General features: G+C 67.8%; 19 protein-coding genes. 10 read left to right on the forward strand and 9 right to left on the reverse strand.

Features of this window, described 5'->3' with window-relative positions; genetic code table 11:
- Nucleotides 1-40 precede the first annotated feature (40 nt).
- From HWX09_RS10980 to HWX09_RS10995, 4 genes are all read left to right on the forward strand, one after another.
- Nucleotides 41-1132: a putative 2-aminoethylphosphonate ABC transporter ATP-binding protein gene (locus HWX09_RS10980; protein ID WP_027785779.1), complete on the forward strand. Its 1092-nt coding sequence runs from the start codon at nucleotides 41-43 to the stop codon at nucleotides 1130-1132.
- On the forward strand, nucleotides 1129-2856 hold the full coding sequence (locus HWX09_RS10985; protein WP_027785780.1) for a putative 2-aminoethylphosphonate ABC transporter permease subunit: 1728 nt from the start codon (nucleotides 1129-1131) through the stop codon (nucleotides 2854-2856). Before HWX09_RS10980 ends, HWX09_RS10985 begins: the two co-directional genes overlap by 4 nt.
- Before the next feature lie 47 nt (nucleotides 2857-2903).
- The gene (locus HWX09_RS10990; protein ID WP_027785781.1) at nucleotides 2904-4034 is read left to right on the forward strand and encodes a 2-aminoethylphosphonate--pyruvate transaminase; all 1131 of its coding nucleotides are present in this window, start codon (nucleotides 2904-2906) and stop codon (nucleotides 4032-4034) included.
- 99 nt (nucleotides 4035-4133) lie between these two features.
- The gene (locus HWX09_RS10995) at nucleotides 4134-5522 is read left to right on the forward strand and encodes an FAD-dependent oxidoreductase (protein WP_027785782.1); all 1389 of its coding nucleotides are present in this window, start codon (nucleotides 4134-4136) and stop codon (nucleotides 5520-5522) included.
- A 98-nt stretch (nucleotides 5523-5620) separates the two neighbouring features.
- Here HWX09_RS10995 and HWX09_RS11000 read toward each other — a convergent pair whose 3' ends face one another.
- The gene (locus HWX09_RS11000; RefSeq protein ID WP_027785783.1) at nucleotides 5621-6346 is read right to left on the reverse strand and encodes a phosphonate utilization associated transcriptional regulator; all 726 of its coding nucleotides are present in this window, start codon (nucleotides 6344-6346) and stop codon (nucleotides 5621-5623) included.
- Nucleotides 6347-6565: 219 nt separating this feature from the next.
- Nucleotides 6566-8737, reverse strand: coding sequence for a phospholipase C, phosphocholine-specific (locus HWX09_RS11005; protein ID WP_027785784.1), 2172 nt, complete (start codon nucleotides 8735-8737; stop codon nucleotides 6566-6568).
- Nucleotides 8738-8966: 229 nt separating this feature from the next.
- On the opposite strand from HWX09_RS11005, the gene HWX09_RS11010 reads away from it, so the two are divergent.
- A complete protein-coding gene (locus HWX09_RS11010) occupies nucleotides 8967-9884 on the forward strand; it encodes a LysR family transcriptional regulator (RefSeq protein ID WP_027785785.1) in 918 nt (305 codons plus the stop codon).
- A 99-nt stretch (nucleotides 9885-9983) separates the two neighbouring features.
- Here HWX09_RS11010 and HWX09_RS11015 read toward each other — a convergent pair whose 3' ends face one another.
- Nucleotides 9984-11624: an L-lactate permease gene (locus HWX09_RS11015; protein WP_027785786.1), complete on the reverse strand. Its 1641-nt coding sequence runs from the start codon at nucleotides 11622-11624 to the stop codon at nucleotides 9984-9986.
- Nucleotides 11625-12107: 483 nt separating this feature from the next.
- Between HWX09_RS11015 and HWX09_RS11020 the strand changes: the two genes are divergently transcribed.
- On the forward strand, nucleotides 12108-12422 hold the full coding sequence (locus HWX09_RS11020; RefSeq protein ID WP_027785787.1) for a DUF4148 domain-containing protein: 315 nt from the start codon (nucleotides 12108-12110) through the stop codon (nucleotides 12420-12422).
- A 62-nt stretch (nucleotides 12423-12484) separates the two neighbouring features.
- On the opposite strand, the gene gshA is transcribed toward HWX09_RS11020, so the two are convergent.
- The 3 genes from gshA to ada form a co-directional block, all read right to left on the reverse strand.
- Nucleotides 12485-14098 carry a glutamate--cysteine ligase gene (gene gshA / locus HWX09_RS11025; protein ID WP_027785788.1) on the reverse strand — a complete coding sequence of 538 codons (1614 nt, stop codon included), beginning with the start codon at nucleotides 14096-14098 and terminating at the stop codon, nucleotides 12485-12487.
- Between the two features lie 478 nt (nucleotides 14099-14576).
- Nucleotides 14577-15536, reverse strand: a complete 960-nt coding sequence (locus HWX09_RS11030; protein ID WP_027785789.1) for an AlkA N-terminal domain-containing protein — start codon at nucleotides 15534-15536, stop codon at nucleotides 14577-14579.
- Complete coding sequence (gene ada / locus HWX09_RS11035) at nucleotides 15533-16624, reverse strand: bifunctional DNA-binding transcriptional regulator/O6-methylguanine-DNA methyltransferase Ada (RefSeq protein WP_027785790.1); 1092 nt, start codon at nucleotides 16622-16624, stop codon at nucleotides 15533-15535. The genes HWX09_RS11030 and ada overlap by 4 nt, the downstream gene beginning before the upstream one ends.
- A 430-nt stretch (nucleotides 16625-17054) precedes the next feature.
- Here ada and HWX09_RS11040 point away from each other — a divergent pair, with 430 nt between their 5' ends.
- Nucleotides 17055-17468, forward strand: a complete 414-nt coding sequence (locus tag HWX09_RS11040; RefSeq protein WP_027785791.1) for a VOC family protein — start codon at nucleotides 17055-17057, stop codon at nucleotides 17466-17468.
- 21 nt (nucleotides 17469-17489) lie between these two features.
- Here HWX09_RS11040 and HWX09_RS11045 read toward each other — a convergent pair whose 3' ends face one another.
- The 3 genes from HWX09_RS11045 to speG form a co-directional block, all read right to left on the reverse strand.
- Complete coding sequence (locus HWX09_RS11045; protein ID WP_027785792.1) at nucleotides 17490-18044, reverse strand: YaeQ family protein; 555 nt, start codon at nucleotides 18042-18044, stop codon at nucleotides 17490-17492.
- A gap of 188 nt (nucleotides 18045-18232) precedes the next feature.
- Nucleotides 18233-18580: a hypothetical protein gene (locus HWX09_RS11050; RefSeq protein WP_027785793.1), complete on the reverse strand. Its 348-nt coding sequence runs from the start codon at nucleotides 18578-18580 to the stop codon at nucleotides 18233-18235.
- Nucleotides 18581-19068: 488 nt separating this feature from the next.
- Nucleotides 19069-19626 carry a spermidine N1-acetyltransferase gene (gene speG / locus HWX09_RS11055; RefSeq protein ID WP_027785794.1) on the reverse strand — a complete coding sequence of 186 codons (558 nt, stop codon included), beginning with the start codon at nucleotides 19624-19626 and terminating at the stop codon, nucleotides 19069-19071.
- Between the two features lie 154 nt (nucleotides 19627-19780).
- On the opposite strand from speG, the gene HWX09_RS11060 reads away from it, so the two are divergent.
- The 3 genes from HWX09_RS11060 (at nucleotide 19781) to HWX09_RS11070 (ending at nucleotide 21778) form a co-directional block, all read left to right on the forward strand.
- Nucleotides 19781-19948 carry a hypothetical protein gene (locus HWX09_RS11060; protein ID WP_175888569.1) on the forward strand — a complete coding sequence of 56 codons (168 nt, stop codon included), beginning with the start codon at nucleotides 19781-19783 and terminating at the stop codon, nucleotides 19946-19948.
- A 113-nt stretch (nucleotides 19949-20061) separates the two neighbouring features.
- Nucleotides 20062-20310 carry a DUF2795 domain-containing protein gene (locus HWX09_RS11065; protein ID WP_027785796.1) on the forward strand — a complete coding sequence of 83 codons (249 nt, stop codon included), beginning with the start codon at nucleotides 20062-20064 and terminating at the stop codon, nucleotides 20308-20310.
- A 109-nt stretch (nucleotides 20311-20419) separates the two neighbouring features.
- On the forward strand, nucleotides 20420-21778 hold the full coding sequence (locus HWX09_RS11070) for a sensor domain-containing diguanylate cyclase (RefSeq protein WP_027785797.1): 1359 nt from the start codon (nucleotides 20420-20422) through the stop codon (nucleotides 21776-21778).
- Nucleotides 21779-21890 lie beyond the last annotated feature (112 nt).

Here is a 21890-nt window from a genome sequence, read left to right on the forward strand (position 1 = left end):
TCGAATCCGGCCCCCGGGCCGCCCCTCCAAGGAGGCGCGCATGGCACCTTATCTGAGCGTGGAACGCATCGAGAAGCGGTACAACGACACGCAAGTCCTCACCGACATCAACCTGAGCGTGATGAAGGGCGAGATGATCTGCTTCCTCGGGCCCTCCGGCTGCGGGAAGACCACGCTGCTGCGGATCATCGCGGGGCTCGAGACGCAGAACGCCGGCCACATCATGCAGGACGGCCGCGACATCTCGCGGCTGCCGCCGCAACTGCGCGACTACGGGATCGTGTTCCAGTCGTATGCGCTGTTCCCGAACCTCACCGTGTACGACAACGTCGCGTACGGGCTCGTGAACCGGAAGATGAAGCGCGACGCGATCCACGAGCGCGTGCACACGCTGCTCGCGCTGGTCGGCCTGCCCGACAGCCATCGCAAGCATCCGGGCCAGTTGTCCGGCGGCCAGCAGCAGCGCATCGCGCTGGCGCGCGCGCTCGCCACATCCCCCGGCCTGCTGCTGCTCGACGAGCCGCTGTCGGCGCTCGACGCGCGCGTGCGCGTGCGGCTGCGCCAGGAAATTCGCGCGCTGCAGCAGCGGCTCGGCGTGACGACGATCATGGTCACGCACGACCAGGAAGAAGCGTTGTCGATGGCCGATCGCATCGTCGTGATGAACCACGGCGTGATCGAACAGATCGGCACGCCGCTCGAAATCTACCGTCAGCCGGCGTCGCCGTTCGTCGCGGACTTCATCGGCCGCGTCAACACGATTCCCGCCGAAGTCGCGCAGGACGGCACGCTGCGCGCGGGCGCGGTCGGTCTCGATTGCCGCCAGGGCGCGGCCCGCCCCGCGCAGGGCGCGGCGGTGTCGGTCTACGTGCGGCCCGAGGACCTGCGCATCCGCGTGCCGGGCGAAACGGCCGACAACGTGCTGGCCGGCCGCGTCGAGAAGCTCGAATTCCTCGGCGCGTTCTGCCGCGTGAGCTTCCGGATCGACGGGCTCGACGGCCAGGAGATCGTCGCCGACCTGTCGTATCACGACGTCGACCGCACCGGCGTGCAGGCCGGCGCGCGCATCGACCTCGCGCTCGATCGCGAGCATGTCCGCGTGTTCCCGTGCGCGAAGGAGCGACTGCAATGAGCACCGTCCTGACCGAGCGCCGCCGCGGCGCGTCCGCCCCCGCCGACGTGCGACAGATCACGCACTGGCACGACCGCATCGCCCAGCTCGCGCTCTTCGCGATGGCCGCGCTGATGTCACTGTTCCTGCTGCTGCCGCTCGCGCTCGTCGTGCAGAAATGCTTCGTCGACGCCGACGGGCGGTTCGTCGGCGCGCACAACTTCGTCGAGTATCTGGAGGACAGCGGCGTGCTGCGCTCGATGCTCCATTCGCTGACGGTCGGCGCGCTCGTCACGGCGATCGTCGTGCCGATGGCGTTCACGTTCGCGTATGCGCTCACGCGCTCGTGCATGCCACTGAAGAATGCCGCGCGCACGATCGCGCTGCTGCCGCTGCTCGCGCCGACGCTGCTGTCGGCCGTGTCGTTCATCTACTGGTTCGGCAATGCGGGGCTGCTCAAGTCGCTGCTGCACGGCCATTCGATCTACGGGCTGCCGGGCATCGTGCTGAGCATGGTGTATGCGTCGTTCCCGCACGTGCTGATGATCCTCGTCACCGCGCTGTCGCTCGCGGACGGCCGGCTCTACGAGGCCGCCGACGCGATGGGCACGCGCCGCCTGCGCAAATTCTTCACGGTCACGCTGCCCGGCGCGAAGTACGGGCTGATCAGCGCGACGATGGTCGCGTTCACGATGTGCATCAACGACTTCGGCGTGCCGGTCGTGATCGGCGGCTCGTACAACGTGCTGTCGACCGACATCTACAAGCTGATCATCGGGCTGCAGGACTTCAACCGCAGCGCGGTGGTGAGCCTGATGCTGCTGTGCCCGGCGCTCGTCGCGTTCGGCATCGACTTCCTCATCCGCCGCCGCCAGCAGTCGCAGCTCGGCGCACGCTCGACGCCGTACCAGCCGAAGCCGTCGCGCGGCTTCGACGCCGCGATGCTCGCGTACTGCGCGCTCGTGTGCGCGTTCTTCGTCGCGGTGGTCGGCATCTCGGTGTTCGCGTCGTTCGTGAAGTTCTGGCCGTACCAGATGACGCTCGGGCTGCAGCACTACAAGATGGGGCTGATCGCGGCCGGGATCTTCGACGCGTACAAGAACAGCTTGCGGATGGCCGCGACGGTGGCGCTCGGCGGCACGATCGTCGTGTTCGGCGGCGCCTACCTGATCGAGAAGACCCGCGACGCGCGCTGGCTGCGCGGCTTCATCAGCCTGTGCGCGATCTTGCCGATGGGCGTGCCGGGGCTCGTGCTCGGCATCAGCTACATCTTCCTGTTCAACGCGCCGGGCAATCCGCTGAACGGGCTGTACGGATCGCTGTGGCTGCTCGCGATCGTCACGGTCGTGCACTACTACGCGTCGAGCCATCTCACCGCCGTCACCGCGCTCAGGCAGATCGACGGCGAGTTCGAGGCCGTATCCGCATCGCTGAAGGTGCCGTTCTACAAGACCTTCCTGCGCGTGACGGTGCCCGTGTGCCTGCCCGCGATCCTGCTGATCGCACGCTACCTGTTCGTCAACGGGATGACGACGGTGTCGGCCGTCGCGTTCCTGTACTCGCCGGACACGCAGCCCGCGTCGGTCGCGATCCTGAACCTCGACGACGCGGGCCAGATGGGCCCGGCCGCCGCGATGGCCACGCTCGTGCTCGCGACGTCGTCGTTCGCGTGCGTGCTGTTCGCCTGCATCTCGCATCGCCTGCTGCGCCGTACGCAGGCGTGGCGCCATCCGCATCGCCGTTGATTTCCCGCCGCATTCACGTGACGTCCCGACTTCATCAAGGAGACACCATGACGCTCGCCGCCCAGCCCATCCTGCTCACCCCCGGCCCCCTGACGACTTCCGACCGCACCCGCGACGCGATGCTGCGCGACTGGGGTTCGTGGGACGGCGACTTCAACGCGATCACCGCGCGGCTGCGCGAACGCCTGCTGCGGATCGTGCACGGCGAAAGCACGCACGAATGCGTGCCGCTGCAGGGCAGCGGCACGTTCTCGGTCGAAGCGGCGATCGGCACGCTGGTGCCGCGCGACGGTCACGTGCTGGTGCCGAACAACGGCGCGTACTGCCAGCGCCTCGCGAAGATCTGCCGCGTGCTCGGCCGCAAGCTGACGACGATCGACTACCGCGAGGATCGCCGCGTCGATCCGGCCGACGTCGAGCGCGCGCTCGCGGCCGATCCGTCGATCACGCACGTCGCGCTCGTGCACTGCGAAACGGGTGCCGGCGTGCTGAACCCGCTGCACGAGATCGCGCAGGTCGTCGCCCGGCACGAACGCGCGCTGATCGTCGACGCGATGAGCTCGTTCGGCGCGATCGACATCGACACGCGCACGACTCCGTTCGATGCGGTGATCGCGGCGTCCGGCAAGTGTCTCGAAGGCGTGCCGGGGCTCGGCTTCGTGATCGCGAAGCGCAGCGCGCTCGAACGCTGCGAAGGCAACAGCCACTCGCTCGCGATGGACCTGTACGACCAGTGGGTCTACATGCAGCGCACGACGCAGTGGCGCTTCACACCGCCGACGCACGTGGTCGCCGCGCTCGACGCGGCCGTCGCGCAATACGTCGACGAAGGCGGGCTCGCCGCGCGCGGCGGCCGCTACCAGCGCAACTATCGCGCGCTGATCGACGGGATGCTCGCGCTCGGCTTCCGGCCGTTCCTCGATCCGGCGATCCAGGCGCCGATCATCGTCACGTTCCATGCGCCGGACGATCCGAACTACGATTTCAAGCGGTTTTATCAGGAGGTCAAAAAGCGCGGCTACATTCTGTATCCGGGCAAGCTGACCGAAGTGGAGACGTTCCGCGTCGGCTGCATCGGCCATTTCGGCGAAGCCGGGATTCCGGGCGCCGTCGCGGCAATCGCCGACACGCTGAAGGCGATGGGCGTGCGCCGCGTATCGGCCGAAGCGGCGGCATGACGATGTGACGCGATGCACCCGGCCGCGTGCGCATGAGCATGCGGGCGAGCGTTTTTTCCCGGCCGTGCGCCGCACGGCCCCTTATCGACGAACCTTCCGATGCGACCCTTCTGGATCGAACAAGCGCTGTTCAACGACGGCGATCTCGCCCCCGCGCTGCAAGGCGCGACGCAGGCCGACGTGTGCATCGTCGGCAGCGGCTTCACGGGCCTCTGGACCGCGATCCAGGCGAAGCAGCAGAACCCCGCGCTCGACATCGCGATCCTTGAAGCCGACCTCTGCGGCGCCGGCGCGAGCGGCCGCAACGGCGGCTGCCTGCTCACGTGGTCCGCGAAATTCCTGACGCTGCGGCGTCTGTTCGGCGAAGCCGAGGCGATCCGGCTCGTGAAGGCATCGGAAGCGGCCGTGCAGCACATCGCCGATTTCTGCCGCGCGCACGACATCGACGCGGAACTGCGGCTCGACGGCACGCTGTACACCGCGACGTCGCGCGCGCAGGTCGGCACGCTCGCGCCGGTGCTCGACGCGCTCGCCGCGTGCGGCATCCACAGCTACGAGCCGCTGCCGCCCGCCGAAGTCGCGCGACGCTCGGGCTCCGCGCGCAATCTCGACGGCGTCTACTCGCCGATCGCCGCGACCGTGCATCCCGGCAAGCTGGTACGCGGGCTGCGCCGCGTCGCGCTCGACATGGGGATCCGGATCTACGAACGCACGCCGATGCTCGACTTCACGCCGGGGCAGCCGGCCGTGGTGCATACGCCGTCAGGCAGCGTGACGGCCGGCAAACTCGTGTTCGCGATCAACGCGTGGATGGCAAGCCGCTTCCCGCAGTTCGAACGAACGATCGCGGTCGTGTCGAGCGACATGGTAATCACCGAGAAATGCCCGGAGTTACTCGAGCGCACCGGGCTGGTGGACGGCGTGTCGGTGCTCGATTCGCGGATCTTCGTCTACTACTACCGCACGACCGTCGATGGCCGGCTGATGCTCGGCAAGGGCGGCAACACGTTTTCGTGGCGCAGCCGCATCGCACCGGTGTTCGACCGGCGCTCGCCGTACGAGGCGCAGCTCACGCAGAGCCTGCGCGAATTCTTCCCGTCGCTCGCGGGCGTGCCGATCACCGCAAGCTGGAACGGGCCGTCGGACCGCTCCGTGACGGGCTTCCCGTTCTTCGGCCGCCTCGACGACGCGCCGAACGTGTTCTACGGCTTCGGCTATTCGGGCAACGGCGTCGGGCCGACCTACATGGGCGGGCAGATCCTGTCGTCGCTGGTGCTCGGTCTCGACAACGCGTGGACGCGCAGCCCGATCGTGCGCGGCCCCCTCGGCCATTTCCCGCCGGAGCCGATCCGCTATGTCGGCGCGCACGTCGTGCGCAATGCGATTCGCCGCAAGGAACGCGCGGAGGACGAAAACCGGCAGCCGGCGGCGGTCGATACGTGGCTCGCGAAGTTCGCGAGCGCGGCGGGGAAGGCCGACAAGGCGTGACGACGGGTTGACCCGCTGAACCGAAGCGCAACGAAAAAGGGACGCGGCGACGCGTCCCTTTGCCGGTGCGCGGCAGCCCGCGCGGGCATTGCCGGTTCTTATGCGCCGGCCTTCTCCCGCGCCGCCTTGCCCGTCGCCAGCAACCCCTGTTCGTGCATGCGGCGCATCCGCGCGAGGCCGTGCGCGACGTGCTCGCGCACGAGCGCGACGGCCTTTTCCTCGTCGCCGGCCGCGAGCGCCTGCACGATCTTGTCGTGCTCGGCCGCCGACACGGCGATCGCATCCTCCTCGGCCTCGATCGCCGCCTGGCGCAGCAGGCCGAGCTGGCGCACGAGCCGCCGGTAGGTATCGGTGAGATGCGTATTACCGACGCCGACGACCATCGCGTCGTGGAACTGCACGTTCAACTCGGTGTAGCGCGTGACGTCGTGCGTCTTCGCGGCGTCCTTCATCGACTGGATGATGCCCTTCAGCACCTTCAGCGTATCGGGCGAGATACGCTTCGCGAGCGCGCGCGCGACCGATTCGTCGAGCATCGCGCGCACTTCGTAGATCTCCTCGGCCTCGCGCAGCGGCACGACCCGCACGGTCACGCCGCGGTTCTTCTCGTTGCGCAGCAGGCCGGCCTGCTCGAGCGCGCGGAACGCTTCGCGCACCGGGCCGCGCGACACGTTCAGCCTGGTCGCGATCTCGACTTCGTTGAGCTTCTCGCCCGGTGCGTATTCGCCGGAGACGATCGCGCGCTCGAGCATGTCCTGGACGATCATCGCGAGCGACTGGCTTTGCAGGAGTTCGATGGCGCTGAGCGTGTTCGGGGCAGTCATGGTCGGGCAGGCAGCGGGGCTGTGGATGAAAACGAGGGCGCCATATCGGCGAATGATCCTTGTATACCCTCGCTACGGCATATTGTCAACAGTTTTCAGTTTCCAAAAGCCAATCCTGCGTGCCGGAACACCGACGGAACACGGCCAGCATGCAACCGGCACGCGGCGCTCGCGCGGTGCGGGGCACCGCCCCGCATCGCGCGAGCGCCTGCGCAACCGTCAGGCCGTGTGCTTCACGGGCCCCGGATCGCTGTGGCTCGGCCGCCCCGTCTCGACGTGGCCCGCGAAGCGGCGCACGACCTTGTCGTCGCCGCCGTGCAGCGTGGTCGCGGTGATCGTCAGATCGTACCAGCCGTGGCTCGACGACAGCTCGAAGTGCCCTTCGACGCGCTCGCCCGGCTCCAGCGTGTAGGTCTTCGCATGCGCATGGCTGTACGCGTTGTCGACCGTCACGCGGCAGGTCGCGCGCCCGCTGTTGCGCAGTTGCAGGTACACGTGACGGTTGCGCACGTCGTAGCCGATCTTCGCTTCGGGGTTCGCGTGGCGGCCGTCCGCGGCGAGCCGCGTGTTGCCCTGGAATTCGCACAGATAGCCGTTCGGGCCGTAGGCGGCCAGATGGTACTCGCCGCGTGCGGCCGACGTGCTCCACGTATCGAGGAAGCGGTCGCGCGCGGACACCGCGTAGCGGCGCGGCGGCGTCGCCGGGTTGCGGCGGTCGTACACGTAGAACGCGGCACCGGCGTCGCCGGTGTTCGCGAAGTCGAGCGACACGGTGTCGTCCTGCGCGCCCACGCGGCTGTGCACGAACAGTTCGTACGGCAGCGCACGCGCCGGACGCGTGCCGGGTTCCTGCGCCGGCATCGACTGCTGCGCGGGCACCTGGTACGCCTGGCCGGCCGTCGCGATGTGCTGCGGCACCGTGAAGCTCACCGTGCGCGTGTCGGGGCGCGCGGAGAAGTCGAACGCCGACGTGAGGTCGCCGCAGATCGACCGGCGCCACGCGCTGATGTTCGGCTCCTTCACGCCGAAACGCGCTTCGAGGAAACGCAGCACCGACGTATGGTCGAACGTCTCCGAGCAGACCCAGCCGCCCTTCGTCCACGGCGAGATGATGATCAACGGCACGCGCGGCCCGAGGCCGATCGGCTGGATGCCGCCCGGGTCGGCGCCCGGCACGAGCGGGCTCATTTCGCCCGGGTACTTGTTCAGGTCGAGCAGCTCGTCGCCGAGGTTCGACAGCAGGTTCGACGACACGATGCCCTGGCCGCCCACGCCGCTCGTGACCGGCGGCACCGGCGGCACGACGTGGTCGAACAGCCCGTCGTTCTCGTCGTAGTTCAGGATGAACACCGTCTTCGCCCACACCTCGGGGTTCGACGTCAGCGCCTCGAGCACCATGTTGATGTAGAACGCGCCGTCGGTCGGCGACGCCTGCGGGTGCTCGCTGTACTTGTACGGCGACACGATCCACGACACCTGCGGCAAGCGGTTAGCCTGCACGTCGGCCTTCAGCTCGGCGAGCGTGTGGTCCGACGCGCCCTTGTCGACCAGCGGGCCGCTCGCGCCTTCCTTCACCTGGAAGCGCTTGAAGAACATCAGCGAGTTGTCGGTGTAGTTGTCGGTCGGGTCGCCCGGGATGCCGGTGCCGCCCTGGTACACCTTCCAGCTGATCTTCGCGTTCTCCAGGCGTTCGGCGTAGGTCGTCCACGTGTAGCCGTTCACGTCGTCGCGCTCGCCGATGCCCGGGCCGTTCGGCGGGGTGCCGTAGATGTTGCGCGGGTCGACCGTGCCGGTCCACAGGTAGATGCGGTTCGGCGCGGTGTCCGCATGCGCGGAGCAGAAATACGAATCGCAGATGGTGAACGCGTCGGCCAGCGCGTAGTGGTACGTGAGATCCTGGCGCTTCAGGTAGCCCATCGTCAGCACGTCCTGCTTCTGGTTCACCCACTGGTCCCACTGGCCGTTGTTCCAGGACAGGTGGCCGCTGCTCCAGCCGTGGTTGGTGCCCGGCTGGAATTCGGTCGTCTGCTTCGGATCGAGGTAGAACGGCAGCACGTACGGCGCCGACGGATCGAGTCCGCGCGAATGGTAGTTCTTCGTGAACACCGACGCCGGCGGCTGCTGCCACACCGGCGCGCCGCTCGGCAGCAGGTGCGGACGCGGGTCGTCGAAGCCGCGCACGCCGCGCAGCCCGCCGAAGTAATGGTCGAACGAACGGTTTTCCTGCATGAAGATCACGACGTGCTCCACGTCGCGGATCGTGCCGGTGCGATAGGCGGCCGGCATCGCCAGCGCATTGCGGATCGCGGGCGGGAAGCCCGCGTAGGCGGCCATCGCGCCGGCCGACTGCGCGGCGAGGCGCAGGAAATCGCGTCGATTGTTCGAGGACATGAAGAGAACCTTGTGGTCGGTGGGAGTGGGCTCGCCGGGCGAGCGGAGCCGGCGATCTGCGTCGCCGTTATTACCCCTCACCGGCATGTCCCGGCCGTGACCGGTTCCCGCAGGTTTCTTGCGGTCACCCCCAGCTTTTTTTCGAAGTCGCGCACGATGCGCCTTTCATGTGGCCGACACATGCGTGCGCTACGCTGACGCGCGATGTAGAGGGGGGAGAAGCCGAGTCGTGTTCGATCAGTTGAAGGCGTTCCACGCGACCGTCCGGCAGGGCAGCATCACGCGCGCCGCGCGCCACCTCGGCGTGAGCCAGCCGACGATTGCCGCGCAGATCCGGCAGGTCGAGCAGGTGTACGGCGTCGAGCTGTTCTACCGCAGCGGCCGCAAGCTCGAGGTGACCGAGACGGGCATCGAGCTGCTCCCGCTCGTCGAGAAGATGATCGCGCTCGAGGCGCAGGCCGACATCATGCTGCGCAACGTCGGCGGCCTGTTCGAAGGCCACCTGCGGATCGGCGCGACGGGCCCGTACTACATCATGGACGCGGTCGGCCGCTTCTCGAGCGCGCACCCGTCGATCGCGCTCACGTGCCGGATCGGCAACTCCGAGGAAATCCTGCAGGCGCTGCAGGAGTTTCGCATCGATCTCGCGGTCTCGTCGCAGCGCAACGATGCCGACGGCCTCGAACGCAAGGTGATCTCGACCGATCCGCTGGTGCTCGTCGTGCATCGCCGTCATCCGCTCGCGCGGTTCGATTCGATCGACCCGGTGCAGCTCGCCGACGTGCGGCTGCTGATCCGCGAGGAAGGGTCGATCACGCGCCGCTGCACGGAGACGATCCTCGCCACGGCCGGCGTCGCGGCCACCTCGGTCGCCGAGATCGGCAGCCGCGAAGCGATTCGCGAGGCGATCCTGCATGGGGTGGGCGGCAGCCTGTTTCCGCGCGGCGAGGCCGAGCGTCATCCCGACCTGCGCGTGATCGCGCTGCGCGGTGTCGATACGACGATCGACGAATACGTGTACTACCTGAAGGCGCGCCGTCAGAGCCCCGCGATCGACGCGTTCCTCGCGTGCATCCTGCCGGACGGCGCCGAAGCGGCCGGTGTGGTCGAACCCGGGCGAACGATGCGGCGGGCGAACGCGCGCTGAGCCGCCGCGCGTTCGCCGCTTCCGCACACTGCCGGGCGCTTTTTTCGCGCCTTCCCTCGTCGTTGTCCTCGTGCCTTCCTTCCGTCGTCGCGCCGTGCGTCACTTCGGCAGCGCCGGAATCATCCATGTCAGCACGTGCTGCTGCAGGAACACCAGCACGCCGAGCAACAGCGTGAGGATCACGCTGTGCCAGAAGGTGCGCGCGAACACGACGCCTTCCTGCCCTTTCAGGTCCGTCGTCGACACGCCCGTCGCGATGTTCTGCGGCGAGATCATCTTGCCCATCACGCCGCCCGACGAATTGGTCGCGGCCATCAGCACCGGATCGAGGCCGAGCTGCCGCGCGGCGACGACCTGCAGGTTGCCGAACAGCGCGTTGCCCGACGTGTCGCTGCCGGACAGGAACACGGCGATCCAGCCGAGCGATGCCGACACCAGCGGGAACAGCGCGCCCGTCGACGCGACGCCGGTGCCGAGCGTGTAGCTGATGCCCGAGTAGTTCAGCAGGTACGCGAGCCCGACGATCATCATCACCGTGACGATCGCGATCCACGTCTGCCGCCACGTCTTCACCACGCATTCGAAAAACGCGCCGGGGCCGGTGCGCGTCAGCGCGGCCGTGATGATCGCCGACACGAGGATCGCGGTGCCCGTGCCGAGCGGCTGGAAATCCCAGATCGCCGCATACGGCTTGTGGTACAGCGACACGTACACGGCATTGTGCAGGCCCGGCCACTTGATCTTCACGTCGCCGATCGCCGCGATGTTCGCGTGCACCCAGACGATCACGACCACCGACACGACGAGCCACGGCAGCCAGCCGCCGAAGCCCGCGCGCGCGGCGCCGGCGGCGGCCGGCACGCTGCGCGCGAGCGCGAATTGCGGATCGGGCTGCGGCTTCCACACCTGCAGGAAGCCGATCGTCACGATCAGCGACGAGAGCGACGACAGCACGTCGGTGAGCTGGTAGCCGAGAAAGTTCGACGTGACGAACTGCGCGATCGCGAAGCTGCCGCCGGACACGAGCAGCGCGGGCCACAGCTTCGTGATCGAGCGCAAGCCGCCGTATGCGCCGACCACGTAGAACGGCAGCAGCAGCGCGAAGAATGGCAACTGACGGCCGACCATCTGCGCGAGCGTCGCGGGCGGCAGCGACGTGACCGCGCCGAGCACGGTGATCGGCACGCCGAGCGCGCCGAACGCGACCGGCGCCGTGTTGAACAGCAGCGTATAGGTGAGCGCTTCGAGCGCGGGGAAACCGAGCGCGATCAGCAGCGCGCTCGTGATCGCGACCGGCGTGCCGAATCCGGAGATTCCCTCGAGCAGACAGCCGAACGAGAACGCGACGACGAGCAGCACGAGACGGCGGTCGTCGGGCAGGTTGTCGAGCATCCACTGCCGGAACTGGTCGAAGCGGCCCGACTTCACCGCGATGTTGTACAGCAGCAGCGCGTTGAAGACGATCCACATCACCGGCACGACCGCGAGCGCCATGCCGGCGCCGACCGCGTTGAACGCGAGCCCGGCCGGCATCCCCCACGCGCCGATCGCGACCGCCAGGCCCGCGACGAGCCCGGCGAGCGACGCCTGCCACGCGGGGCGGCGCAGCACGCCGAGCGCGATCAGCGCGACCGCGATCGGGATCGCGGCGACGAGGAACGACAGGAGCAGCGAGTGCGCGACCGGCGTCAACGGTTGCGCGAAGACGATGCCGGGCGGTAGGGCGTCGGTGGGATTCATCGTGTCTCCAGATGTCGACCCGAGTTGGCGCTTCAGCGTCTACTCGGGTCCCATGCCTTGTGCGGCCGGCCCGGCTTCGCATGTCGATGCGCCGGGCTCGGTACAAGCGATGTCCTGCAGTCTCCTGCAGTCGCGACCGCGATCGGGCGCTTGCGTACGCAACGACGTTGCGCGGCCAACCGATCGGTCGCTTAAAAGAGGTTAGGAGGCGCGACGCGCTTGTACAAGGGGGGAGAAGCCCGATGCGGGCGAGCCGATACGAACCCGCCGCCGCACGATGGCCGGCAGATGGCGTGCCGCTGTCGCGTTCGACAGAAAACCCGTCGCGGCCGGCTCACCGGTGGCCGCGCAATGTTGCGCGACCGGAAAAGATGACTGCCAGCCACGAGGATGTTTCGTTTGGCCTCCGAAGCCTGGACTGGCTGCATCGTTTCCGGCCGCGCCGGCGATGGCGCGGCACCGGAACCTCACGGAGCAAACACGATGACGACGATGAAACACGCGGCATGCGCGTTCATGCTGATCGGCGCGGCGTTCGCCGCTCACGCGCAAACCGCGTCGGCGCTCACGCGCACGCAGGTCCGCCAGGAACTCGTGGAACTGCAGGCAGCCGGCTACCGATCGAGCCTCGCAAGCAGTCCAGACTTTCCGCGGAACATGCAGGCGGTCATGCAGCGTGCCGCGCAGGCGCGTGGTGAGCGCGACGCCGCCGGTTACGGCAGCGACGGCCGGGGCAACGCGGAATCGGGCAAGCCGGCGTGGCCGAGCGCGGCACGTACGCCCGTTACTGATCGCTGACGGACCCGGATTGCAATCGCATCGCGGCACGGCGCACGCTGCGCCGGCCGCATGCGCGATCGTCACACGCTGAAGCGGTTCAGCGTATAGGCGCGATAGGCGGCGACGAACGCGTCGAACGATCCGGCCTCCTTCGCTTCGAGCTCGGCCTGCTCGGCCAGCGACTTCGCGGCGAGCGCCTGCTCGGTGCGCAGCGTCTCGGCCGACGGCGGATGCGCGCGGAAATGCGCGGCATGCGCTTCGCTCTGAGCGAGCGCGAACGCGAGGAACGACTGACCGTTCTCGCGCATCGTGCGCAGCACGCGCGCGGACGGCGTGCGCTCCGGATCGGCGAGCTTCTCGCGTTGCGCGGCAATCGCGCGCGCATGCTCGTCGCCGCCACGAATGTCGTCGAGACGGCGGCCGACGATTTCGATATCGGCCATCAGCGCATCCGCCCACGCCTGCAGCGTGACCGGCTGGGCGTCGCGTGTCAGCGTGAGCCCCGGCTTGCGGCCATCCAGCGTCACGCTGCCGAAGTTCGCGTTCGCTTCCTTGTATGTGTCGCAGTCGAGGGGCGCGCTTTCGTCGAGCGCGCAGGCGAGCAGGAACGCGTCGAGGAAGCGCGCGGTCTCCAGTGCGATGCCGGTCGGTTCGAACGGATCGATGTCGAGACAGCGCACTTCGATGTACTGCACGCCGCGCGACGCGAGCGCATGCAGCGGCCGCTCGCCCGAATACGTGACGCGCTTCGGCCGGATCGTCGAGTAGAACTCGTTCTCGATCTGCAGCACGTTCGTGTTGATCTGGATCCACTCGCCGTCGCGATGCGTGCCGATCGCCTCGTACGCCGGATACGGCTCGCTGACGGCCTTCGACAGCGCGTCGAGATAGCCGGGCAGCGTGTTGTAGTCGACGTGCAGCGCGGCCTGGGCCGTCGTGTTCGAGTAGCCGAGATCGCTCATCCGCAGGCTGGTCGCGTACGGCCGGTACAGCGTATCGGCGTCGAACGTGTCGAGGTGATGCGGCTTGCCACGCAGGAACTTCGTGTCGAGCACGGGCGATGCCCCGAACAGGTACATCAGCAGCCAGCTGCGGCGGCGGAAGTTGCGGATCTGCGCGAGGTAGCGTTCCGACTGGTAATCGACGAGCGTCGCCGTCGACCCTTCTTCCGCATGCAGGCGCCGCCACACTTCCTCGTGCAGCGAGTAGTTGTAGTGGATGCCGGCAATGCACTGCATCGTGCGGCCGTAGCGATACGCGAGGCCGCGCCGGTACACCGTCTTCAGGCGGCCGATGTTCGACGTGCCGTAGTTGGCGATCGGGATCTGGTCGTCGGCCGGCAGCAGGCCGGGCATCGAGTCGCTCCACAGCATCTCGTCGCCGAGCGACGAATAGACGTAGCGATGCAGATCGTCGAGGCGTTCGAGCGTGAGCGCGGCGTCGCGCTCCGCGGGCGTGATCAGTTCGATCAGCGCTTCGGAATAGTCGGTCGTCAGCGCCGGATGCGTGAGCGCCGAACCGAGCGCGCGCGGATGCGGCGTGAACGCGATCATCCCGTCGCGCGTCACGCGCAGGCTTTCCTTTTCGATGCCGCGCAGGCCGTCGGGCAGATGCTGCCGCGTCGGGCCCGAGCTCAGCGCGTCGAGGCGATTCAGCAGCAGTTCGGACTGGCGGTGAGTCATGGTGTTCGACATGGAGACGCAAGTGCGTGACGGCCGCGCGCAGAACGCCGCGCGGCCGGCTGGATTGTTGGTCGCTTCGTTGGTAGCGGGCACTTTAACATCTCGCCGGAACCCGCGCTTGAGGTGGCCCCGGGCATGGCGCGCGGGCCTGAGCGGGCCGTCGGACGGGCCGGGCGCGGCAGTCCCGGCCGGTATCGCCGGCTCCGGACGAGGCCGATCGGCACGCCGGTCGGCGCCATTCGTCGGACGGAACGCGAACGGCGAACGGGTGGCGGCAGGTGCAACCTCGTCGCCGAATGGATCGCGAAACGACGCGTGCGCGGGCATCGCACGCGCGACATCCGGCCGACGCCGGAGGCGCGGACTCCGCCATGACGAGTCGCGTCGCGCCGGCGCTTGCCGCTTGCCGGCACCGCTTGCGCAGCGGGTTGCGGCCCAGCCGCGTTGCGGTCGCACCCGAGCGCGGGCCGCCGCGCTCGCCCCGCCGCGCTTACCCGCCGCGCGCGGCGCCCGCCCGGTCGGCCACTTCGTTCCACAGATGCAGCGCCGCATACGCGCGCCACGGCCGCCAGCCTTCGGTGCGGCGCTTCTGGCTGGTGAGCCGGTCGAGCGCCGGGTCGCGCGCGGCGATCGACTGCATCAGCACGAGATCGGATGCCGGCCACGCGTCCGGGTCGCGCCATGCGCGCATCGCGATGTATTCGACGGTCCACGGACCGATGCCGGGCAGATCGAGCCATGCGCCGCGCAGCGTCGCGAGATCGGCATGCGCGCGGTCGACCGGCACGTCGCCGGCCGCCACCGCGCGCGCCACGCCGGTCAGCGCCGCCACGCGCTTGCCGGGCATCCCGATCTTGTCGAGATCGCACGCGGCCAGCGCGTCGGGCGTCGGGAAACGCCACGCGGGCGCGCCGTCGTCTTCATGAATCACGCGTTCGCCGGCCCGTTCGACGAGCCGGCCGACGATCGTCGTCGCGGCCTTCACGCTCACCTGCTGGCCGACGATCGCGCGCACGGCCAGCTCGAACCCCGACCACGCGCCCGGCACGCGCAGCCCCGGCGCGGCCTCGACGAGCGGCGCGAACCACGGATCGCGCGCGAGATCGCCGCCGATCGCGGCCGGATCGGCGCCGAGGTCGAACATCGTCGCGACGCGCGCGGCGAATGCATCGTCGACGTGACGCGCGAGCGCCCCTTCGACGGTCGCGATCAGGCAATGCTTGCGCGGGTGTTTCGTGACGGTGAGCCGGCCGGCATCGCCGTGCAGGTCGACGATGCGGCGATACGCGCCGTCGGCCACCTGCTCGACGCCCGGAATCGCGCGCCCGCTGAAAAAGCGCAGCACGCGCGCCCAGTCGTACGGCGCCTTGTAGCGCAGTTCCATCCGCGCGAACGGCGGCACCGGGCCGCCGTTCGCGATGGATGTGATCGTTGTCGTTTCGATGCTCAAACCGCACTGCCCTCCGTCTCGGCTTCGGCTTCATCGGTGTGGATATGACGCGCCTCGGCCGCGAGCAGCGTCGCCTTGCGGCGCACGCCCCAGCGATAGCCGGCGAGCGCGCCGCCCTTCTGCACGACGCGGTGGCACGGGATCGCGAGCGCGACCGGATTCGACGCGCACGCGGACGCGACCGCCCGCACCGCGCGCGGCGAGCCGAGCGCCTCGGCGATCTCCGAATAGCTGCGCGTTTCGCCGTACGGGATATGCGTCAGCGCTTCCCACACGCGCTGCTGGAACGCCGTCGGCGCGATGTCGAGCGGCAGGTCGAATGCGTGCCGCGTGCCGTCGAGGTACGCACGGATCTGCGTGACGAACGGCGCGAGCCGGGCCGACGATTCGACCAGTTCCGCCCGCGCGAACGCGTCCTTCAGCTCGCCGACGAGCGACGCCGCGTCGTCGCCGAACGCGATCCGGCAGATGCCCTGTTCGGTGGCGGCGACGAGCACGGTGCCGAGCGACGTCGACGCGGTCGCATAGTCGATCCGCAGGCCCGCGCCCTGGCGGCGGAAGGAGGACGGCGCCATCCCCAGCTCGCGCGGCACTGACGCATAGAGCCGCGACGGCGAGTTGAAACCCGCGTCGACGGCCGCCCGCGTGACCGGCTGCCCGCTTTGCAGCGCCTGTCGCAGCGCGGCACCGCGCTGCGCGGCCTGGTACTGCCGCGGCGACACGCCGACCACGCGCTTGAAGAGCCGCTGCAGATGGAACGGGCTCACGTGCACGGCGTCGCTCAACTGCTGCAGCGTGAGCCGCTCGGCGTGCGCGTCGAGCACCGCGCACGCGCGATTGACGATTTCCAGCTCGCGCGGCAGCCCTTCGGGCTGGCAACGCTTGCAGGGCCGGAAGCCGGCCGCGCGCGCGGCCGCCGGATCGGCAAAAAAGGATACGTTCTCGCGACGCGGCTGGCGCGACGCGCAGGTCGGGCGGCAGAACACGCCGGTCGTGCTGACGGCATAGAAGAACGCGCCATCCGCATGCGGATCGCGTTCGGTCACGGCGCCCCAGCGGGCATCGTCGGTCGGATAGGCGGTTTTCATCTGAACCTCGCACTCTCTAGTGTAGATGGTGCCTACTCTAGACATCGGCACATGCCGTCGCGCCCCGAATCTTGCTCTGTGATTCGTGCCGGCGAATCGGGGCCGCATCGCTAAAAATAAATCCGACGAAATGTGCGCGACAGCCGCTCCCGCGCGGTTTTCGTCATCGTCCCGTCACCATTTTGCTGCAGTGCGGATGCGGCAAATCATCGTCCTGACGTTTTTTTGCAATCGGAATATTGCGTCGCACCATCGCCGTGTGTATAGTTGGAACTGTCTCCTCCATGTCTCCTCCTGATATGGATTAAGCCCGTTCCGCTCTGCGTGAACGGGCTTTTTTTCGTCCGTCGATTGTGCCGCGTTCCGGCCGGCAGCGCAGGCGCGATGCGTCTACACTCGATGCTCGTCGACTGCGAAGGAGTTCCCGCCCATGAAGCCCACCATCCGCGGAATCGATCACATCGTGCTGCGCGTGACCGACATGGCGGCAATGACACGCTTTTACTGCGACGCCGTCGGTTGCCACGTGGAGAAGGAGCAGCCCGATCTGGGCCTCGTGCAACTGCGCGCCGGCGATGCGCTGATCGACCTGCTGACGGTCGGCGGCCCGATCGATCGCCCCGACAGCGGCCCGCCCGGCACCGGGCGCAACCTCGACCACCTGTGCCTGCGCGTCGAGCCGTTCGACCCCGACGCATTGATCGCCCATTTCGCCGCGCATGGCGCGCGGCCGGAAGCGCCGGCGCAGCGCTACGGCGCCGGCGGCTACGGGCCGTCGATCTACCTGTTCGATCCCGAAGGGAACATGGTCGAATTCAAGGGGCCGCCGGCCGCGCTCGGCTGAACGCGGCCGGCGCGCGGGCCGTCACGCGTCGGCGCGCGCCTTCAGCACCGTCCACTCGACCGCGATCGGATCGTGGTCGGCGCTCGAGATCCACGCGGCGCCGTCCTGCACCGTGCACTGCAGGCGCATCGTGCGTTCCGCGAGCCGCCCGAGCGCGGCCGCGACGCCGTCGGCGAGCGACAGCACCTGCACGTTGCGCAGCCGTTCGACCTTGCTGCGCACGCCCTGCCACCAGATTTCCGACGTCTTGCCGCCGTAGGCGATCACCGTGACCTGCCCGGCACGGCCGGCCGCCTTCGCGATGCGCCGTTCGTCCGGCTGGCCGGCCTCGATCCACACGTCGATCGCGCCCGTCAGGTCCTTCTGCCACAGATCGGGCTCGTCGACGTCCGACAGCCCCTTGCTGAATTCGAGCCGTTCGTGCGCGAACAGCGCGAACGCGGCGATGCGCACCATCATCCGGTCGTCGGTTTCCGACGGATGGCGCGCCACCGTCAGCGCGTGATCGGCGTAGTAATGCCGATCCATGTCGGCGATTTGCAGTTCGGCTTTGTAGATCGTGGATTTCAGCGCCATGCGGATGCGGCCCGGGCGGGCATTCGGTTCGGTCGGGCCGTGATGATACCGAATGCGCGCCGTCCGGCGTGCTTCATGCGCGATTCACAGCACAACGGCCCGGCATGGCCGGGCCGTGTTCGATTCGCTCCGCCGGCCCGTCGGGCCGGTGCGCTCGGGCGTCGTGCGACGGCGCGGTGAATGGACGGTTACTGCTTGACGAAGCGCGAATCGGTCCAGAGACCTTGCTGGTCGCTGTTGTCGGCGCTGACGAACTGCACGTCGCCCTGATCGACCGATACCACGCGGAAGCGCTGGCCTTCCGGCACCGACAGGCAGCGGAAGTCGTCGAAGTACTGCTGCTTCGCCTGCGACTTGCCGTCACGTTCGTGATTCAGTACGGAATCCAGATTGTCTTTGGACAGACAGCCCCATGCATTCTTCGTCAGCTGGATTTCCTGCTTCGGCTTGACGGCCGAATCGCCGCCGGCCTTGGCAATCGACACAGCACAAAATGCGCCGACAAGGGCAAAAAGGACACCGGTACGCTTCATCATGTTCTGTCTCCAGGCTTGCGGGCACCAGGCTGGGTTAGCTATGTGTTTAAAGGTGATCGTGAACCCGCGTTTTTCACTTTAGAAGACCGGCAAACGATAGCAAGCACATTTGTTGTGCGACCGCAATAGCGGCGGATTGTCGCACCCCGCGCGCAACCCACTTTTGGCGCGATTCACGCCGGCGGCAACGGCTGCCGAACGACGCGCCGGCCCGCGCCGCCGGGCGGAAAGCGTTACCCGACAGGGCTTTCAGCAAAGTTACAATGCGCCGATTGAACGGTTTGGATAATCCATTTCGCTATCCGGATCATTTTGATGCGTTGCACATAAAGTCATCCGAAACGATTCGACTTTACCGCAGCGCGGAATCGCATTTACCTGATACAAGAAAAATGCCAGGTATAAGCGCATCCGTATTTATCCGTAGTTCCCGCCTCCGTTCTGCGCCCTCCGAGCCCCGCCGCAAGTGCCTTTTACCAGTGTGGCGTTTACCCTGCTTTATTCAGCCCGATTTGCTGGCGCTCGAAATAATCGCGCTGGAAGATGCACATGCGATAAGCGTTGTGATACGCGCCATTCCCGAAAAATTCTTCCTTTAATTCGGCCTCGTGCTGGAATCCGCATTTCTCGTACACATGGATTGCCGCCGCGTTCGACGTGTCGACGATCAGGTACAGCTTGCGCATGTTCAGCACCTTGAACGCGTACTCGATCGCGAGGCGCGTCGCCTGGCCCGCGTAGCCGCGCCCCTGGCACTGAGGCGCGATGATGATCTGGAACTCGCCGCGACGGTGGATGTAATCGAGCTCGATCAGCTCGACGAGGCCGACCAGTTCGTCTTGCGCATCGACCGCGACGAAACGGCGCTCGCGCTGGTCGTGCACGTGGCGGTCGTACAGTTGCGACAGTTCCGAGAAGGTTTCGTACGGCTCCTCGAACCAGTAGCGCATGATCTTCGCGTCGTTGTTCATCTCGTGGACGAAGCGCAGGTCCTGGCGCTCCAGCGGCCGCAGCGCGAGTGTGTTGGTATCGTTCTGGAGTTGCATGTTCATGTCCTTTTTAATGCCGGCGCACGTGCGGAACGCCCGCGCGGCACGGCCGCGTTCGGGCCCGTTTCGCACTGTAAGAAATTGAACGCGGGCGCAGTTCAGAGCCTAGAATGGGAGCAAGGGTTCCTGCCACCGCAAGGAGGCTATCGTGATGGAGCAAGTCATACTCGGAATTTTCCTCGTGCTGCCGCTGGTCATCGTGGCCGCGCTGTTTTCCGACGAACTCTGGCAGGAACATCGCCGCCAGCATCCGCGCGACGAGAACGCGCCGCACATCGACTGGAAGCATCCGTGGCGCCGCATGCGTCGCGGGCATTGACTTCGATCATCGTCGATCGCAGCACGCGCCGGCCGCCTCCGCCGGCCGAGTAACATGCGGTGCACGATTCTTGCGCTTCGACCCGATTCCCGCCCAACCCGCGAGACGCCGACGTGAACGACAAGCCCGCCCTTCCTCCGCACGATATCCCGAACGAAACGATCGACCTGCAGATCGCCGATGTGCTGGCGGCCGTCCGCTATCCGGCGAACAAGGATGCGATCGTCGATGCCGCACGCGATGCCGGCGCCAGCAACGACGTGCTGTCGATGCTCGACGGCCTGCCCGAACAGGATTACGCGGACGTCGACGCCGTCACACGCTGCGTCGCCGGCAACTTCGGCCCGGGGCTCGGCATTTGAGCGGACGCCAATAACGAGATAGGATCGGACCGCACCGGTCGCGCCGCGATCGGATGCGTGCTGCCCGGCGCAAGATCGGGCGTTTGAGCACGCGTGTCCGGGGGAGTCCATGGAAGGCATCCTGATCCAGCACACGACGCAACGTCAGCTGTGGTTCGGCGCGCTGACGGCGCTCGTCATCCTGCTTGCGCTCGGGATCGCCGCGCCGCACGCGAACGTCGCGCTGCCGGCCGTCGAGCCGTTCATGCCGATGTGCGCGCTCACCGTGTTCACGACCGCGAGCATCGCGGCGTTCTTCCTCGGCGCGCAGTTCACCGTGACGCGCCAGCCCGTGCTCGGTGCGCTCGGCGGCGCCTATGCGTTCACCGCGCTCGCCGTCGCGCTGCAACTGCTCACCTTTCCCGGCGTGTTCGCGCCGCATGGCCTGCTCGGCGCCCGCCCGCAAAGCGCCGCATGGATGTGGATCTTCTGGCATGCCGGCTTTCCGTGCTTCGTGATGGCCGCGCTGTTCGCCCGCGAGCGGTTGACGCGCGCCCCGGTCGGCGCGAAAGAGACGCGCCGCTGGACGGTCGCGCTCGTCGGCGGGCCGGCCGTCGCGGCGGCCCTCCTGTGCGCGCTCGCGCTGAACGTGTCGCTGCCGCCCGCGTTCCATCCGCCTCGCGACGCGGCCGTGCTGCCCGTCAACGGCATCGCGCTCGTCGTCTGGATCCTCAACGTGCTTGCGCTCGTGGGCGTGCTGGTCACGGGACGGCTGCGCACGACGCTCGACCTGTGGCTCGCCATCGCGGTGCTCGCGTGCCTGACCGACACGACGCTGAACCTGCTGACCACGAACCGCTTCACGGTCGGCTGGTACGTCGCACGCGTGTTCAGCATGTTCACGCCCGGCGTGCTCGTGTGCGTGCTCGCGTGGGAAGTGACGATGCTGTATCAGCAGTTGTTCGAAGCGCACGCCACGCTGATTCGTTCGTCCGCGCGCGACGGGCTCACGGGCGCGTTCAACCGCAGCCACTTCAACGATCATTTCCACACGCTGTTCCTGCAGGCGCGACGGCAGGGCGAACCGCTGTCGCTGCTGATGGTCGACGTCGATCACTTCAAGGCGTACAACGACGCATTCGGTCACGTGAAGGGCGATGCGTGCCTGATCGCCGTCGCGAATGCACTGGCCGGTGCCGTGCGGAGGCCCGCGGATATCGTCGCGCGTTACGGCGGGGAGGAGTTCGCGATCGTGCTGCCGAACACCGGCGCGCGCGGCGCGCGGGTGGTAGCCGACGAAGCGCGCGAAGCGGTGCTGCGGCTCGACCTCGCGATGCCCGACTCGCCGGCCGGGCGCGTGAGCGTCAGCGTCGGCTGTGCGACCGTGTCGGCGGATGATCTGTCGACACCCGATGCGTTGATCGAAGCCGCCGATGCCGCGCTGTATCGGGCGAAGGATACGGGGCGAAACAGGGTGGTCGTCGCCTGATAACGTCTGTTGTTTGGGTATTTGTTACGGTCATTTTGACCGGAATAATGCGCCGTTACGCAAAGCGCCGCAGGGATACCAATGCTTACAGCCCGGGTTGCGGGCGCTCGCT

Source organism: Burkholderia sp. BCC1208 (genome assembly GCF_902833095.1).
Taxonomy (GTDB): Bacteria; Pseudomonadota; Gammaproteobacteria; order Burkholderiales; family Burkholderiaceae; genus Burkholderia.

Excerpts from the sequence above, each read along its gene's own strand:
- HWX09_RS11005 (WP_027785784.1), bottom strand. The coding sequence starts at position 8,737 with ATGTCCTCGAACAATCGACGCGATTTCCTGCGCCTCGCCGCGCAGTCG.
- speG (WP_027785794.1), bottom strand. The coding sequence starts at position 19,626 with ATGCAACTCCAGAACGATACCAACACACTCGCGCTGCGGCCGCTGGAG.
- HWX09_RS10980 (WP_027785779.1), top strand. The coding sequence starts at position 41 with ATGGCACCTTATCTGAGCGTGGAACGCATCGAGAAGCGGTACAACGAC.
- gshA (WP_027785788.1), bottom strand. The coding sequence starts at position 14,098 with ATGTCGAACACCATGACTCACCGCCAGTCCGAACTGCTGCTGAATCGC.
- HWX09_RS11060 (WP_175888569.1), top strand. The coding sequence starts at position 19,781 with ATGGAGCAAGTCATACTCGGAATTTTCCTCGTGCTGCCGCTGGTCATC.
- HWX09_RS11040 (WP_027785791.1), top strand. The coding sequence starts at position 17,055 with ATGAAGCCCACCATCCGCGGAATCGATCACATCGTGCTGCGCGTGACC.
- HWX09_RS11015 (WP_027785786.1), bottom strand. The coding sequence starts at position 11,624 with ATGAATCCCACCGACGCCCTACCGCCCGGCATCGTCTTCGCGCAACCG.
- HWX09_RS10990 (WP_027785781.1), top strand. The coding sequence starts at position 2,904 with ATGACGCTCGCCGCCCAGCCCATCCTGCTCACCCCCGGCCCCCTGACG.
- HWX09_RS11020 (WP_027785787.1), top strand. The coding sequence starts at position 12,108 with ATGACGACGATGAAACACGCGGCATGCGCGTTCATGCTGATCGGCGCG.
- ada (WP_027785790.1), bottom strand. The coding sequence starts at position 16,624 with ATGAAAACCGCCTATCCGACCGACGATGCCCGCTGGGGCGCCGTGACC.
- HWX09_RS11000 (WP_027785783.1), bottom strand. The coding sequence starts at position 6,346 with ATGACTGCCCCGAACACGCTCAGCGCCATCGAACTCCTGCAAAGCCAG.
- HWX09_RS11050 (WP_027785793.1), bottom strand. The coding sequence starts at position 18,580 with ATGATGAAGCGTACCGGTGTCCTTTTTGCCCTTGTCGGCGCATTTTGT.
- HWX09_RS10995 (WP_027785782.1), top strand. The coding sequence starts at position 4,134 with ATGCGACCCTTCTGGATCGAACAAGCGCTGTTCAACGACGGCGATCTC.
- HWX09_RS10985 (WP_027785780.1), top strand. The coding sequence starts at position 1,129 with ATGAGCACCGTCCTGACCGAGCGCCGCCGCGGCGCGTCCGCCCCCGCC.
- HWX09_RS11070 (WP_027785797.1), top strand. The coding sequence starts at position 20,420 with ATGGAAGGCATCCTGATCCAGCACACGACGCAACGTCAGCTGTGGTTC.
- HWX09_RS11045 (WP_027785792.1), bottom strand. The coding sequence starts at position 18,044 with ATGGCGCTGAAATCCACGATCTACAAAGCCGAACTGCAAATCGCCGAC.